Annotated in this window: 13 protein-coding genes; 6 read left to right on the top strand and 7 right to left on the bottom strand. The window is 71.4% G+C overall.

What is annotated here, in order from left to right; all coding sequences use genetic code 11:
- The first annotated feature begins 279 nt into the window (after positions 1–279).
- From ACZ59A_RS19195 to ACZ59A_RS19180, 4 genes are all read left to right on the top strand, one after another.
- Positions 280–2,550: an MMPL family transporter gene (locus ACZ59A_RS19195; protein WP_470960149.1), complete on the top strand. Its 2,271-nt coding sequence runs from the start codon at positions 280–282 to the stop codon at positions 2,548–2,550.
- Between the two features lie 175 nt (positions 2,551–2,725).
- On the top strand, positions 2,726–4,282 hold the full coding sequence (locus tag ACZ59A_RS19190; RefSeq protein ID WP_470960147.1) for a trypsin-like serine protease: 1,557 nt from the start codon (positions 2,726–2,728) through the stop codon (positions 4,280–4,282).
- Positions 4,283–4,401: 119 nt separating this feature from the next.
- Positions 4,402–5,112, top strand: a complete 711-nt coding sequence (gene cseB, locus ACZ59A_RS19185) for a two-component system response regulator CseB (protein WP_470960145.1) — start codon at positions 4,402–4,404, stop codon at positions 5,110–5,112.
- A 1-nt stretch (position 5,113) separates the two neighbouring features.
- A complete protein-coding gene (locus ACZ59A_RS19180; RefSeq protein ID WP_470960143.1) occupies positions 5,114–6,352 on the top strand; it encodes an ATP-binding protein in 1,239 nt (412 codons plus the stop codon).
- Between the two features lie 6 nt (positions 6,353–6,358).
- Here ACZ59A_RS19180 and ACZ59A_RS19175 read toward each other — a convergent pair whose 3' ends face one another.
- From ACZ59A_RS19175 to ACZ59A_RS19145, 7 genes are all read right to left on the bottom strand, one after another.
- Positions 6,359–7,624, bottom strand: a complete 1,266-nt coding sequence (locus tag ACZ59A_RS19175; protein ID WP_470960142.1) for an extracellular solute-binding protein — start codon at positions 7,622–7,624, stop codon at positions 6,359–6,361.
- Entirely contained in the window at positions 7,624–8,478 is an 855-nt protein-coding gene (locus ACZ59A_RS19170) for a carbohydrate ABC transporter permease (protein WP_470960139.1), read from the bottom strand. The genes ACZ59A_RS19175 and ACZ59A_RS19170 overlap by 1 nt, the downstream gene beginning before the upstream one ends.
- Positions 8,479–8,515: 37 nt before the next feature.
- Entirely contained in the window at positions 8,516–9,406 is an 891-nt protein-coding gene (locus tag ACZ59A_RS19165) for a carbohydrate ABC transporter permease (RefSeq protein ID WP_470960137.1), read from the bottom strand.
- A gap of 23 nt (positions 9,407–9,429) precedes the next feature.
- On the bottom strand, positions 9,430–10,161 hold the full coding sequence (locus ACZ59A_RS19160) for a thioesterase II family protein (protein ID WP_470960135.1): 732 nt from the start codon (positions 10,159–10,161) through the stop codon (positions 9,430–9,432).
- A 110-nt stretch (positions 10,162–10,271) separates the two neighbouring features.
- Positions 10,272–11,231 (bottom strand): chlorinating enzyme, encoded by a 960-nt coding sequence (locus ACZ59A_RS19155; RefSeq protein ID WP_470960133.1) that lies wholly within the window; start codon positions 11,229–11,231, stop codon positions 10,272–10,274.
- A gap of 16 nt (positions 11,232–11,247) precedes the next feature.
- Positions 11,248–11,511: a phosphopantetheine-binding protein gene (locus tag ACZ59A_RS19150; protein ID WP_470960131.1), complete on the bottom strand. Its 264-nt coding sequence runs from the start codon at positions 11,509–11,511 to the stop codon at positions 11,248–11,250.
- On the bottom strand, positions 11,508–13,031 hold the full coding sequence (locus ACZ59A_RS19145) for an amino acid adenylation domain-containing protein (RefSeq protein ID WP_470960129.1): 1,524 nt from the start codon (positions 13,029–13,031) through the stop codon (positions 11,508–11,510). The genes ACZ59A_RS19150 and ACZ59A_RS19145 overlap by 4 nt, the downstream gene beginning before the upstream one ends.
- A gap of 467 nt (positions 13,032–13,498) precedes the next feature.
- Between ACZ59A_RS19145 and ACZ59A_RS19140 the strand changes: the two genes are divergently transcribed.
- Complete coding sequence (locus tag ACZ59A_RS19140; RefSeq protein ID WP_470960127.1) at positions 13,499–14,416, top strand: DMT family transporter; 918 nt, start codon at positions 13,499–13,501, stop codon at positions 14,414–14,416.
- A gap of 398 nt (positions 14,417–14,814) precedes the next feature.
- Entirely contained in the window at positions 14,815–15,117 is a 303-nt protein-coding gene (locus tag ACZ59A_RS19135) for a helix-turn-helix domain-containing protein (RefSeq protein WP_470960126.1), read from the top strand.
- Positions 15,118–15,266 lie beyond the last annotated feature (149 nt).

Below are 15,266 nucleotides of genomic sequence, written 5' to 3'. Positions count from 1 at the left end.
GGATCACTCCGGGCTGAGACGAAACCCTGGCGGATCGAACCGGGCAATTCAAGATCCTGGTCCACGTGTGACATATGCAACGTCATGGCGGCACGATCACGACAAGTCCCTTTACCTGTAAGGGGCTTGGACCGTGAGGGTAGGGCTGGCCCCCCTCCCCGAGGTGGAGAGCCCCGTCCCCCGTATCGCCGGTCAGCAGGATGGGCCCAGGCGCACCCGCGCCCTAGCGTCGTCCGGGGATGGCGGCAGGGGGTCGCCACCAGGGGAAATGGGGACGTCGTGGGGGACACAGGACGCTTGCACCGGCCGCGGGGGCTGGCGGCCCGCGCGGGCAGTTGGAGCGCCCGGCACCGCTGGGCGGCGGTCGGGGGCTGGCTGCTGCTGGTCATCCTCGCGCTGGCCGTGGGGTCGATGACGGGCCGCGTCGATTCGACGGCAAGTGAGCAGCTTCCCGGCGAGTCCGGGCGTGTCATGAAGATTCTCGACGATGCGGGCATCGAAGAACCGGCCGGGGAAACCGTGCTGATTCAGGCGAAGAAAGGCGGGGTGACCGCGGACGACGCGGCGTTCCGCGGCGCGGTCGACGCGGTGCTCGCCGCGGTGCGCGGCACCGGCGAGGCCACCGCGGTGACGTCCCCGTACGAGACGAAGGCGGTCTCGGCCGACCGGCGCTCCGCGCTCGTCCAGTTCGATCTGCGGGGCGACCCCGAGACCGCCATTGACCGCGTCCAGCCCGTGCTGGACGCCGTGGACCGGGCGCAGCGGGACCACCGGGCCCTGAGGATCGAGGAGTTCGGCGACGCGAGCGGCCAGAAGGCCCGCGACGAGGCGTTCGGCTCCGACTTCAAGCAGGCCGAGTACTCGGCGGTGCCGGTGGCGCTCGGCATCCTGCTGATCGCGTTCGGCGCGCTGGTGGCGGCGCTGCTGCCGGTGGCGCTCGCGATGACGGCGTTCCTGGCCACCACGGGTCTGGTGGCGGTGGTCAGCCACTGGGTGCACATGAGCGACACGGCCAACTCGGTGATGCTGCTGGTGGGTCTGGCCGTGGGCGTCGACTACTGCCTGTTCTATCTGCGCCGGGAGCGGGAGGAGCGGGCCGCCGGGCGGGACGCCGACACCGCGCTGCGGATCGCCGCGGCGACCTCGGGCCGGGCGATCCTCGTCTCGGGTGTCACGGTCATCGTGGCGATGGCGGGCATGCTCTTCACCGGTATCGCCGAGTTCCAGGCGATGGGGCTCGCGACCCTGATGGTGGTGGCCGTGGCCATGGTGGGCTCGGTGACGGTGCTGCCCGCGCTGCTGTCGCTGCTCGGCGAGCGGGTCGAGAAGGGCAGGGTGCCGTTCGTGGGCCGCGCCAAGCGGAAGGGCGACGGCGAGAGCCGGGTGTGGCGCGCGGTCCTCGGCCGGGTGCTGCGCAGGCCGAAGCTGTCGCTCGCGCTGGCCGCCGGTGCGCTGATCGCGATCGCCGCCCCCGCGGTGAGCATGAACACCGCGAACCTCACGCTGGACCAGGAGTTCGGGGACTCCGTGCCGGTCGTGGTGGCGTACCGGCACCTGGACGAGGCGTTCCCCGGCGGGCCCGACCCGGCGCGGGTCGTGGTCAAGGCCGAGGACATCGACGCCGCGCCGGTACGGGACGCCATCGCCCGCTTCCGTACCGAGGCCGTCGCCAAGGGCGCTTCCCCGGGCCCGGTCACGGTGGAGTTCCACGAGCGGCAGGAGGTGGCGGTGCTGTCGGTGCCGCTGACCGGGGGTTCCGATGAGAAGGCGGCCGCGAAGAGCCTGACCGTCCTGCGGGACGAGGTGCGCGACCGGACGCTCGGGACGGTGGACGGGGTGGACGCGCCGATCGGCGGCTCCACCGCCGCGTCGAAGGACTTCAACGACGCGCTCGGCTCGGCCGTCGCCCCGGTCTTCGCGTTCGTCGTCGTGTTCGCCTTCCTGCTGATGCTGATGTCGTTCCGGTCGCTGACCATCGCCGTCACCTCCATCGTGCTCAACCTGCTGTCGGTGGGCGCCGCGTACGGCATCCTCACCGCCGTCTTCCAGCACGGCTGGGGCGCCGGGCTGGTCGGCGCGGAGGGGGTCGGCGCGATCGTGTCGTGGCTGCCGCTGTTCCTCTTCGTGATCCTGTTCGGGCTGAGCATGGACTACCACGTGTTCGTGGTCTCCCGGATCCGCGAGGCGCGGCAGGCCGGGCGCACCACCCGGGACGCGGTGGCGCACGGCGTGGTCACCACCGCGGGCGTCGTCACCAGCGCCGCCGTCATCATGGTCGCCGTCTTCGCCATCTTCGGAACGCTGTCGATGCAGTCCATGAAGCAGATGGGCGTGGGCCTCGCGGCCGCCGTCCTCATCGATGCCACCGTGATCCGCGGCGTACTGCTGCCCGCCGTGATGACACTGCTGGACGACCGGAACTGGTACCTGCCGAAGTGGCTGCGGTGGCTGCCCGACCTGACCCACGAGGAGGCGGCGCCCGGCGCGCCCCCGGCCACCGTCCCGCCGGGCTCGCTCGGCGGCGGACAACGGCAGCGGGCCGCGCGCTGATACACAACTGAGCGGCTGCCGTGCGGCGCCCGATACGCGGATGAGACCCGCCGGCGGATCGCTGGGGCCAAGGTCAAGGGCCGGACGGGACGGCCGGGGTGCTGTTCGTCCGTACGAGCCCGCCGGAGCGATGGCCGGCGGGCGGCAGGCGCTTCGGACGAAAGAGGAGTCACTCATGCGCAAGTGGATCAGCCCGAGGGCGGCCGCCGCCCTGACGACGGGGCTCGCCGTGACCGCGGCCGTGCTGGCCACCCCATCGGCACAGGCCATCGTGGGTGGCGCCGAGTCGACCCGGGCCTACTCGTTCATGGGCTCGTTCCAGCCGTCCTATCCCGCGCCGCCGCGCCCGGACGGACACGGCTGTGGGGTGGAGGTCCTCGCGCCGCGATGGGTTCTGACCGCCAGCCACTGCGCCGGCAGGAACCCGACCGGGGCGAAGACGGGCGTCCCGCGTGGCTGGAAGGTCCGGGTCGGGTCACTGGACACCACCTCCGGAGGCGAGGTCGCCGAGGTCGACCACTACTACCGGCTGGCGACCAATAACGACGAGGGGGGTTTCTGGGGCCGGGACATGGCGTTGATGCACCTGAGGACGCCGGTTCGGGCCAAGCCCGTACGGATCGCCTCGACCACACCGGCGGACAAGACGCCCGTGCGCATCATGGGCTGGGGCATGACCTGCGACGACTACGCCGATCCGGCGTGTTTCCCCCCTAAGCTGCGGGAGGCCGACACCGTGGTGCAGCCCGCCTCGGCATGTCCGTCACACAACACCGGCGAGTTGTGCGTCGGCAGCGCCGACGGCAGCGTCGCCGCGTCGAACATGGACTCCGGTGGGCCCGCGCTGGTCCGCGAGAGCGGCCAGTGGGCGGTGGCCGGTGTGGTCAGCGGCCCCGACGAGAGCGGCAAAACGCTGTACACCGACGTCACCCGGCACGCCGACTGGATCAACGGCATCATCGACGGCACCCACATGCCGCCCGACGACAAGATCCCGAACGTGGAAGGCGCGGCGGACCTGGGCGGCTGCGTGGGCTCGGTGGTGAGCACCCCGGCTTCCCGGCCGCGGGACCCGGCGCTGTTGCTGACCAACGGCCACTGTGTGCAGGGAAAGCGGCCCGCGCCCGGCGCCGCGCTGATGGACCAGCCGGCCGACCGCGAGGTGCCGATCGCCGACCGCCAGGGCTATCCGCGCACCACCGCCCATGCGAAGCGGCTGGTGTACGCGACGATGACCGGCACCGACGTCGCGCTCTACCGACTGGACCAGACCTACGCACAGTTGAAGGCCGAGGGCGCGAAAGTCTTCCGGCTCGCCTCCACCCCCGTGCGCGCGGGCGACCCGCTGACCCTGGCGCACACCGCCGGCCGCCTCGACTGCACCGCCGAGGCCGTGGTCACACACCTGCGGGAGGGCGGCTACCAGCAGGACGACTCGATCCGCTACGCCACAGGCAAGGGGTGCGCCCCCTGGCACGGCACCTCGGGTTCGGCGCTGCTGGCCCCCGACGGCACCACGGTCGTGGGGATCCACAACACCCACAACGACGCCGGCGAGAAGTGCACCGACAACAACCCCTGCGAGGTGGGCCCGGACGGAGCCGTGACCTCGGTACAGGGCCGTGGTTACGGCCAGCAGGTCCACCTGATCGCGTCCTGCCTGACCGAAGGGTCGAAGCTGGACCTGTCCCAACAGGGCTGCGCACTCACCGGTGCCACACCGCGACACTGATCCGGTCGGTCGCACCGGCAACCCGGCCCCGGCGCGGGCGCGGTGGAGGCGGGATTCGGCGAGGTGGGACTCCTCGCCGCATCATGGGCCCCAGCAGCCACCACGTCCGATGGGGAGAGATGTCGGTTCCAGTGGCCGGGGGGAACGTCCCGGCGCCCGTGTCGATCCTGCTCGTCGAGGACGACGAGGTGATCCGCAGATCGGTCACGATGGCGCTGGAGCGCTACGGCTACCGTGTCACCCCCGCCGGTGACGGGCTGACCGGTCTCGAACGGTTCAGGGAGGGCGGGCACCACCTGCTGTTGCTGGACGTCATGCTGCCGGAGCTCGACGGCATCGGGCTGTGCCGCCGGATCCGGGAGACCAGCACGGCCCCGATCCTGATGATGTCGGCCCGCGGCGACTCGCTGGACATCGTGTCCGGCCTGGAGGCGGGCGCCGACGACTATGTCGTCAAGCCCGTCGACACCGCGGTGCTGGTGGCCCGGATCCGATCGCTGCTGCGCCGCGCCACGTATCGACCGGTCGCGGCACCGGCGGATCCGGCCCGGCTCATCGTCGGAGACCTGGCCATCGACACGGCCGGTCTGGAGGTGTTCCTGGCCGGTGAGCCGGTCGCGCTGGCCGCCACCGAACTCCGGCTGCTGCTGGAGTTCGTCGCACACCCCGGCATCGTCCTGGACCGGCAGACACTGCTGCGCAACGTGTGGGACTACGGCTGGGACGGCGACAGCCGTGTGGTCGACCTGTGCGTGCAGCGACTGCGAAGGAAGATCGGCGCCGAGCGCATCGAGACGGTCCGGGGCTTCGGCTACAAACTCAGGCGTTGACATGGAAACCCCACAAACCCTGTTCAACTGGCGCTCGCTGCGCTGGAAGATCGCCCTGCTGGTGACCGTGGCATGCTGCGGCATCGCGCTGACGGTCGGGCTGCTGGTGCACCACAGCACGTACGAGCGGTCCATGAACGACGGCGCGTCGAAGGCGCACACCGTCCTGGACGCCGCCCTCTCGGCGGAGAGCGGCAGCGAGGCCGACGGCCTGCTGCGGACTCCCCGGGAGATGCCGGAGGACCTGGTGCGGATGATCCGGGAACATGGGGACGGCGCCCTGTACGACGAGAGCGACGAGTACCGCCCGCGGATGTGGGCCGGGAAGCGGATGCCGGACGGCCGCCCGGTGGCGGTCTCGGTCGACATGACTCCCGACCAGCTCAGCCGCCGCGCCCTGGACCGGCACATGGGGAAGTACTCACTGGTCGCGCTGGCCGTCATCGTGCCCCTGTCCGCCTTCGCCGCCGAACTCCCCAACCGGCGACTGCGGCGGGTGGCGCGCACCGCACGGCGCATCGCCTCGGGCGATCTGGCCGCCAGAACCGGGGCGGGCGGCCGGGCGGGCGACGAGATCACCGAGATCTCGGCCACCGTCGACTCGATGGCCGACAGCCTGCGGGACCGGCTGCGCGGTGAGCAGAGGTTCACCGCCGATGTCGCGCACGAACTGCGCACCCCGCTGATGGGTCTGGTCACCTCCGCCGAACTGCTCCCCGAGAGCGAGGCCACCGATCTGGTCAGGGACCGGGTGCGGGTGCTGCGCACCCTCGTCGAGGACCTGTTGGAGATTTCCCGCCTCGACGCCGGAGTGGAACGCGCCGATCTGCGGCCCGTGCCCCTTCCCGACGTGGTCCGGGACTCGCTTGCCCGCACCGGCCTCGACGCACGGCTCACGGTCGACGCCGGGTACGCCGTGGTGGAGACCGACCCCCGCCGACTCGACCGGGTCCTCGCCAATCTGATCGTCAACGCCCACCGCCACGGCGCCGGGCCGGTCGAGATCACCGTCGAGGGAACCACCGTCGTCGTCCGCGACCACGGCTCCGGCTTTCCCGACAGCCTCCTCGCCGAAGGGCCGCAGCGTTTCCGCACCGCCGCGGCCGAGCGCGGCCGCGGGCACGGCCTCGGGCTGACGGTCGCCTCGGGCCAGGCCCGGGTCATCGGCGCGTCGCTGCTCTTCTCGAACGCCGCCGACGGCGGAGCCGTCGCCACGCTCCGGCTGCCGCAGGCGGGCTGACACCCCCTAGCGCTGGTACCGGGCGAGCACCAGGCCGCCGTCCTCGACCAGCCGCTTCCTGAGCTGCTGCGCTCCGATCGCACCGCTGTAGTACTCCTGCAGCGCGGGCGTGGCCACCTTGTCCTTCCACTCCGGGTAGCCGCGCACCGACAGGGCGGGGGTCGGGCGGAGCTGGGCGGCCAGGGCGGTGCCGGTCGCCCAGCCGTGTTCGGCGGTGTGCAGCGCCGGGTCGCGCAGCGCGCCGGTGCCGGTCGGCAGCATCCAGTCGCCCCGCGCGAGCCGCACCATGTTGCGCGGGCGCAGCAGGAAGTCGAGGAAGCGGGCGGCCTCCTCCTGGTACGGGCTGTCCTCGGCGAGGGACAGGGTCTGCGGGCTGACGCCCTGGCGCTGGTCGCCACCGGGCCCGGCGGGCGCGGGCAGCACGGTCCAGTCGAAGCCCTCGGGCGCCTGCTGGACGATCTGCTGGCGGTACGAGAACCCGAGCGGCACCATGGCGTACTTTCCGCCGAAGAAGCCGGGGAGGGTGTCCGAACCGCCCATGCCGAGCGTGGACTTGGCCGCCGTACGGGCGATGGCGCGCGGGACGCGCCGGTCGGCGGCGTCGAAGCGGACGGTGACCTTGCCGTCGGCGCCCCGGTGGAAGACCCGGCCGCCGGTGGAGAGGGCGAGGCCCAGGGTCGCGGCGACGGGTTCCTTGAGCGGCCAGGCGACCCCGTACGTCCCGTCCCCGGTGAGCGCCCGCGCCACGTCCTCGAACTCCGCCCAGCTCCAGGGGGCGCGCACGGTCGGGATCCGCACCCGCGCGCGCTCCAGCAGCGCCCGGTTGGCGATGATCACGCGCGGCTCCTGGAGGAACGGCACCCCGAAGACGCCGTCGCCGAAGGTGGTGGTCGCCCAGGTGCGGGACGGGATGTCGGCCGTCAAGCGGTCCGGCAGCAGCCCGCGCAGATCGGCGAGGTAGCCGCCGTACGCGAAGTCGGCGAGGTCGTCGGCGGAGTCGTGGATGATGTCGGGCGCCTCGCCGCCCTCGAAGGAGGTGAGGAGCTGGTCGTGGACGCCGTCCCAGCTGCCCTGGACGTAGTCCACCCGGATCCTCGGGTGGGCCGCGTTCCACTCCGCGACGAGCCGCTTGTTGGCCTCGACGGACTCCTTCTGCCAGGCCAGCGACTGGAAGCGGAGGGTCACCGCTCCCCCTCGGGCCCGGCGGCGCGCGGGCGCGCACCCGGCAGCCAGAGCGGTGGCGGCGCCAGTGAGCAGGGTGCGGCGGCGCATCAGGACTTCACCGCCCCGGCCAGGGTTCCGCTGGTGATCCGCCGCTGGATGACGGCGAACAGGACGAGCGAGGGCAGGGTGGCGAGCAGCGAGGCGGCGGCCAGCGGGCCGAGGTCGGCGACGCCCTCCGCGCCGATGAAGTGGGTGAGGACGACGGGCATGGTCTGCTTCTGCTCCGTCTTGAGCAGCACCAGCGCGAAGAAGAACTCGTTCCATGCGGTGAGGAAGGCGAAGAGGGCGGTGGCCACGAGGCCGGGCGCCAGCAGCGGCATGGTGACCGAGACGAGGGCGCGCAGCCGCCCCGCCCCGTCCACGGCCGCGGCCTCCTCCAGCTCCCTGGGCACGGCCCGGACGTACCCCGCGAGCATCCACAGGGCGAACGGCAGGGACCACACCACGTACACCATGATCAGGCCGGTCAGGGAGTTGATCAGGTACAGGTTCTTGAGCACGAGGAACAGCGGGATGATCACCAGGACGAAGGGGAACGCCTGGCTGACCACGACCCAGCCGGTGGCCGCCCGGGACAGCGGGGAGCGGTGGTGCCGGGCCATGACGTACGCCATCGGGGTCGCGATGACGACGGTGATCGCCGCGGCGGCGACGGAGGCGGTCAGGCTGTTCGCCGCCGCCCGCAGCAGCGGCTGCTCGTCGAACGCCTGGCGGAAGTTGTCGAGGGTGGGGTGGTCGGGGATCCAGGTCGGGTCCGGGCTGGCCAGCTCGCGCGGCGGCTTGAACGCGGTGGACAGCAGCCACAGCAGCGGGAACGCGAGGAAGACGAGATAGCCCAGCAGGGCGAGGTACTGCCCGGCGCGGGCGGCCCGGCGCCTGCGCACGACGGCGGCCCGGTTCATGCGTCGTCCCCCCCTGGTCATGCGTCGTCCCCCCTGGTCATGCGTCGTCCCCCTTGAGCCGGCCGACGAGGAAGAGGGCGAGGAGCACGGAGACGACCGCGACCAGCACGCATCCCATGGCGGCCGCGTACCCGAACTGCCCGTAGCGGAAAGCCTCCTCGTAGGCGAAGAGCATCGGCAGCCGGGTGCGCCCGCCGGGCCCGCCGCCGGTCAGGACGTAGACCAGCGCGAAGGAGTTGATGTTCCAGATGAGGCTGAGCGCGCTGATGGCGAGGGCCACGGGCCGGATGGCGGGCCAGGTGACGGTACGGAAGCGGCGCCAGGCGCCCGCGCCGTCCATCGCCGCGGCCTCGTGCAGCTCGCGCGGTACGTTGGCCAGCGCCGCCAGGAGCGTGACCGTCACCTGCGGCAGCCGGGCCCAGATGCCGACGACGATCACGGCGGGCAGGGCGGTGGAGAGGCTGCCGAGCCAGTCCCGGTCGGTGCCCAGCACCTCGCCCAGCACTCCCGCGTCGGGGTGGTAGACGAGCCGCCACATGATGCCGACGACCACCTCGGGCATCGCCCACGGCACGATCGCCAGGGCCCGCGCCAGCCAGCGGAAGCGGAGGTTCTGCGCCAGCAGCAGCGCCAGTCCGAGCGCCAGCGCGAACTGCGGAACGGTCACCGCGACCGCCCACACCAGGCCGATCCGGAACGACTCCCAGAAGAGCGTGTCGCGGGCCAGGTCCTGGAAGTTGAGCAGCCCGGTCCACTGGGTCGGCTCGGTGCGGCCGGACTGGGCGTCGGTGAAGGCGAGCCCGATCCCGTACAGCAGCGGGCCGACGCTGAGCAGCAGGATCGGCAGCAGCGCGGGCAGCACCAGGAACCACGCGCCGTGGGCCTTGTCGGACCGCGCCGTCGCGGTCGTGGTTCTCACGCCCGTCATCGTGCGGACGGTACGCGGCGCCGTCAAGGAGTCCGGCCGCCCGATCCCAGCAGGGTACGGGTGACGGTCTCGGCCAAGGCGGCCGCCTGGGCGGGCTGTTCGAGGTAGAAGTGGCCGCCGGGGAGGCGGGGCGTGATCTCCGTACGCCCGGTCGTGCTCATGCGCCAGCTGTCCAGCTGGGCGTCGGTGAAGACGTCCTCGGTGCCGCAGCACACCACGAGTTCGGCACTCACCGTGGTGGCCCGGCGCTTGCGCAGGAACGAGTCGCCGAGCGAGAAGTCGGCGCGCAGCAGGGCCGCGGTGCGCTCCCGCAGCACGGGGTGCGCGCGGATCTGCGGGGAGATCGTGCCGCCGGACTTCTCGGCGATGGCGAAGATCTCCTCGTCGGTGGTGAGCAACGGCGACCCCTCACAGGGCAGTTCGGCGCTCACCGGGCCCGCGTTGGCGGAGGCGAAGACGGTGGAGCAGCGCGGCCCGCCGGTCTCCGCCAGCCGGGCGGCCAGGCACAGTCCGAGGTAGGCGCCCACGCTGTGGCCGAAGACGGCGATCTCGTCCCGCTGTCCGGCGACCGCCCGCAGCAGGTCGTCGACCGCGTCCTCGATGGTGGTGACGGGCGCCTCGCGCCACCGCTTGCCGCGTCCGGGCAGCTCCAGCGGCAGCGGCTGGATGCCGTCCGGCAGGGCCTCGGCGAGCCGGTCGAAGACGGCGGCGGAGCCGCCCGCGTGGTGCAGCATGATGAGGGGGCGGGGCGTCATACGTACCTCCTGCGGACCGTCGCGGCGAGCACCGCGCGAGGGCGGGAATGGGGCACGGCGGGGCGGCTCGGGGCCGCCCCGCCGTGGTGCCTGAGCGGTTCAGCCGCCGGTCAGCTGGGGATCTGACGCGGTACGAACTCGTAGCCGCGCTGGCTGGTGGTGGCCATCCGGTTGTGCTTGTACTCGTCGGTGCCGGAGGCGAGGACCGCGCCGTACTTTTCGAGGTTGATGCCGTCGCCGTACTCGGTCAGGTTCTCGGTGCCGGGGTAGACCTGCACCTGGGTGGGCACGTAGCGGGCGGCGAAGCCCATGCGGTAGTCGGTCTTGCTGCCGGTGTGCGGCAGCGAGGCGTGCATGGTGTTCGACCAGAAGATGACGGCCTCGCCCGGCTTGAGGACCATCGGGTACGCCTGCGACTCGTCCGGCTTCCAGTTCGGGTCCTTCTGCAGGGACCGGTAGTCGTAGCCGAAGAAGCCGCGCTTGACGCCGTCCTTCTCGCGCTGGTTGATGGCGTCCGCGTCGTAGTCCATGCCCTTGGACTCGTCGTAGTTCATCGACGTGTGGGTGCCCGGCATCAGCTGCAGGCAGCCGTTCGCTTCAGTGGAGTGGGTGAACGCGGTCCACACCGTGATGGTGCCGATGAAGGCGGGGCGGCCCTCGTCGGACGGCCAGATGATCTGCGGCTTGCCCGTCGCGTGGGCGAAGGTGGCGGCCTGGTGCCAGTCGGTGCCCTCGTCGCCCTGGTACTTGGGGAAGAACTCGCTGCGCCAGCAGAGCAGGTTGCGGCCGATGAGGGAGCCCACCCGGTCCACGATCTCGGGCCGCATGATGTGCTCGGCCAGCAGGTCGATGTCGAGGTGGCGGTCGTAGTTGGAGATGTTGGCCTTGCCCGCGCTGTCCGGGTAGATGGCCAGGGAGCGGTCGAGGAGCTGGCGCCGGATGGTGTTCCAGCGGCGGGTCATCTCCTCGGGCTCGAAGACCTTGACCGGGCCGATGTAGCCGTCCCGCTCGAACCGGGCCACCTCTTCGGGGCTGAAGGTGAAGTTGGCCTGCTCGCTCACAGTGGTCATGGGGGTTCTCCTATCGCTACTTGGCGGTCCGGGCGCGGGCGACGGCGTCGGCGAGGGCGTCGCCGATGCTGCGCTCGAAGAGGATCTGCATGTCCAGCTCGACGCCGAAGCTCTTCTTGACCCGCTCGCTCAGCTCCAGGGCCAGGACGGAGTGGCCGCCGAGGTCGAGGAAGTTGTCCTGGGCGGACAGGTCGGTCTCCTCCAGCAGCTCACCCACCCAGGCGACGGCCAGGCTGTCGGGGTGCGCGGTCTGCGCGTCGGTGATCTGTTGTCCCGTCATGAACGTGCCACCTCTTCCTCCCAGGACCGGGCGACGGCCGCCCGGTCGACTTTTCCGTTGACGGTGCGGGGCAGCCCCGGCAGCGGCAGATAGCGCGCCGGGTGCATATACGCCGGCAACAGGGTCTTGATGTGGTCCCGCAGCTCCCGCGCGGTGGTCGCGCTGCCCTCACGGGCCACGTACGCGCAGACCAGCCGGAGGTCGCCGGGCTTGAACTCGCGCACCGTGACGACCGCGTCGAGCACGTCGTCGTGGCGGCGCACGGCGGTCTCGATGTCGCTCAGCTCGATGCGGTAGCCGCGCAGTTTGATCTGGAGGTCGGCGCGGCCCTCGTAGGCGAACCGGCCGCCCGCCACCTCGCTGACCAGGTCTCCGGTGCGGTAGTAGCGGACGGACTCGCCGGTCTTCTCGTCGGTCGCCACCGGGAACTTCTCCGCGGTCAGCTCCGGGCGGCGCAGATACCCCTCGGCCAATTGGGCTCCGGCCAGCCACAGTTCGCCGGTCTCGCCGGGCGCCACGTCCCGGCCGTCGTCGCCGACGACGCGGGTGCGGAACGAGGGCAGCGCGCGCCCGATGACCGAGGCGTCCTGCTCCAGATACGCCTCGCCGATCTCCTCGAAGGTGGTGAACACCGTGGTCTCGGTGATCCCGTACCCGTTGACCAGCCGCGGCCGGTCGAGCCCGAACGCCTTGGCCCAGGGCCGCAGCATGGGTGCGGTGAGCTTTTCGCCGCCGAAGATGACGTAGCGCAGCCCCGAGACGTCCCGGCCGCCGCGCACCGCCGCTTCGGTGAGCGCGAGGAAGGCCGTGGGGGTCTGGTTGATGACGGTGACGCCCCGGTCGATGATGACCGTCAGATACTGCTCGGGCGTACGGGCCGCCCAGTGCGGCAGCACCACCAGCTCCGCGCCGGTGGAGAACGCCCCCCAGATCTCCCACACCGAGAAGTCGAACGACAGCGAGTGGAACAGCAGCCAGCGGTCGTCCGCCGAGAAGTCGAACACCGACGGGGCGCCGGTGAGCAGGGCCAGCACATTGGCGTGGCGTACCGGGACCCCCTTCGGATTCCCGGTGGTCCCGGAGGTGTAGATGACGTACGCCAGGTCATCGGCGCCCGGGTGCCCAGCGTCCGCCACCGGCTCCGGCCGCGCGTCCCGGCACTCCGCCACGGCCGCGGTGCCGACCACCCTGGTGACCGCGCACCCCTCGTAGGGCTCGCCGATCAGGGCGCTCGCGCCGCTGTCGGCGAGGATGAAGTCGCTCCGGGAGACCGGGTTGCGCAGGTCCACCGGGACGTACGCGGCACCGCACTTGAGGATGGCCAGGATCGCGACGATCGCCTCGGCCCCCGGCGACATGCGCAGGGCGACCCGGTCCCCGGGCCGGACCCCCTCGGCGCGCAGGGCCCGGGCCACCGCGTCCGACCAGGCGTCGAGCCGCCGGTAGGAGAGGCGGTCGTCCTCGGCGGACAGCGCGGTCCGCTCCGGTGTCGTCGCGGCGACCTCGCGGAAAAGGCTCACAAGATCGGAATTCCGCGTGATGGGGTCCGATGTCATGGATTGCAGCTGCATTTCGGGAAACCCTTCTTGCGGCCGTCGGAGAGGACAGAAGACGGTGCGCCGCGCACCGCGTGGGGCCGTGCCCGCCAGGAGTGTTCGCGATGTCCCGGCGCCGGGCCGGGATGCGATTCACTATCACCGCGGCGTCTCGGGAGCCTCAATTGAACCTTCGTACAGGCGGGTTCCGGTGCCGTCGGCGAGGCGGGACGCACAGGCCCTACACCGGCCCGTTACGCTGTGGCCCGACCACCACAGATGACGGGACGTCATCTGGACGGCCCCGCTCCGGCGCGACCGGAGCGCTCGGCCACATCGGCATCAGCCGCACCAGCCGCAACGCAGCAGCAGGCAAAGGGGGAAGGCGCATGCAACAGAAAGAGCAGAGGCCCGGAGGGGGCACGAATCCCTATCTCTTACTGACGACCACGATGGTCTTATGGGGCAGCGGCTTCAGCAGTTCCAAGGTGGTCGTCGACCATCTGCCGCACGCCGTGGCGGCCCTGCTGCGTTTCGGCGGCGGAGCGGTGGTCCTGCTCATCGCGCTGCGCTTCGTCCCCGCCCAGCACACCACGTCCAAGCGGGACGTGGGGCGCGCGGCCGGGGCGGGGGTGCTCGGCGTCTTCCTGTACAACCTGCTGTTCTTCTGGGGGCTTTCGCTGGCCCCGGCGATGGACAGCACCACCATCATCCCGGTCATGAGCCCGGTGCTGACCACCGGATTCCTGCTGCTCACCCGCAAGGAGCGGGCGTCGGCCGGGCGGGTCGCCGGGCTCGCGCTGGGGCTGACCGGTGCGGTGATCTTCCTGATCGGGGCGCGCACCGACGCGGGCGCGGGCGGCGACCGGTTCCTCGGCGATGTGCTGTTCCTGCTGAGCGCGGGCTGCTGGGCGGCGTTCACCCTGCTCGGCCCCCGGGTGCTCGCGGGGATCGAACCGCTCAGGGCCACGGCGTACGCGATGACCTGCGGCGCCATCCTGCTGGGGCTGTACAGCGTGCCCTCCGCGATGGACGCGGACTGGGGCGCGGTGCCCACCATCACCTGGATCAACGCGGTGTTCGTGGCGATCGGGCCGACGGCCGTGGCGAACCTCTTCTACTACCGGGGCGTCGGTGCGGTGGGCCCGGCCTCCGCCTCGATCATGATGTTCATGGTGCCCGCGGTCGGCACCCTGTGCTCCTACCTCTTCCTGGGCGAGACGTTCGGCGCGGTGCAGGCGATCGGCGCGGTGGTCCTGCTGGCCGGGGCGGTGCTGGCGGTCACCCAGGGCCGGGCGCGGCCGAAGCCCGCGGAAGCCGCCGGGGCGGTGACCGCCGCGGACGCGGAGGACCGCGAACGCCAGCGCTGAGCGGCGCGGTTGACGGGTCACGGTTGACCGAGCGCGGTTGACGGAAAGCGGTTGACCGGGGGCGGTTGACCGATGGCCGTTGGCCGGGCCCGGTTGACCGGCGCAGTTGACCGGAAATCGAGTGAACCTAGCATGATCGCCCGTCCGCGCCTTGAGCGAGAATGCGCCATTGCGGCCCGCCGGTGATGCCGTCTCAGAGAGCAAGACGATTCCGCATCGCCCGCCACCACAGACCCGCAGGTGGACGACGGCATCCGGCTGGCTGCGCGAACGGGAAGTGAAGCTCGTCACACCGCCCTGACATCGGCGCCTCCGTATACTGCCCGGGCCCATAAGGCTGACGTGAATTCACCTATTACCCGGACCCCGCGACCCGTGTTTTCGGGAGAGGGAGATACATGGCCACACAGGGAAGCCTGATCGGTTTAGCCCACAGGAAAGTACCACTGGCACCCAGCGCTCGCCGGACCTGGCAGGAAGAGCTGGACCGGGTGCCCTCGCTCTCGAATCGCGAATTCGACGTGTTCCGCTTGCTCGGTGACGGGGAGTCCAACCGGTCCATAGCGTCCCGGCTCGCCGTCACCGAACGCACGGTCAAAGCCCACGTGGCGCAAATCATGACCAAGCTGCATGTGGAGTCCAGGCTGCAAGCGGGCCTGGTCTCCTATGCCTGGATCGAATCACTGCGCACGACCATGTGACGGGTACCCACCTCCAAGAGCCGACCGGCCTCTGCTGCCCCGCGTGAGGCCGGTCCGTCGTGTGTACCAAAGGTCAATTGAGACCACTTTCCGCCTCCCGGCAGTCTGGATATGCCTCTGGAGCTTCCACAGCCCGTGGAGGAATCCGG

This window comes from Streptomyces sp. NPDC040405, assembly GCF_055595765.1.
The sequence above is the reverse complement of the archived record's forward strand: the minus strand, read 5'-3'. Positions and strand labels throughout refer to the sequence as shown.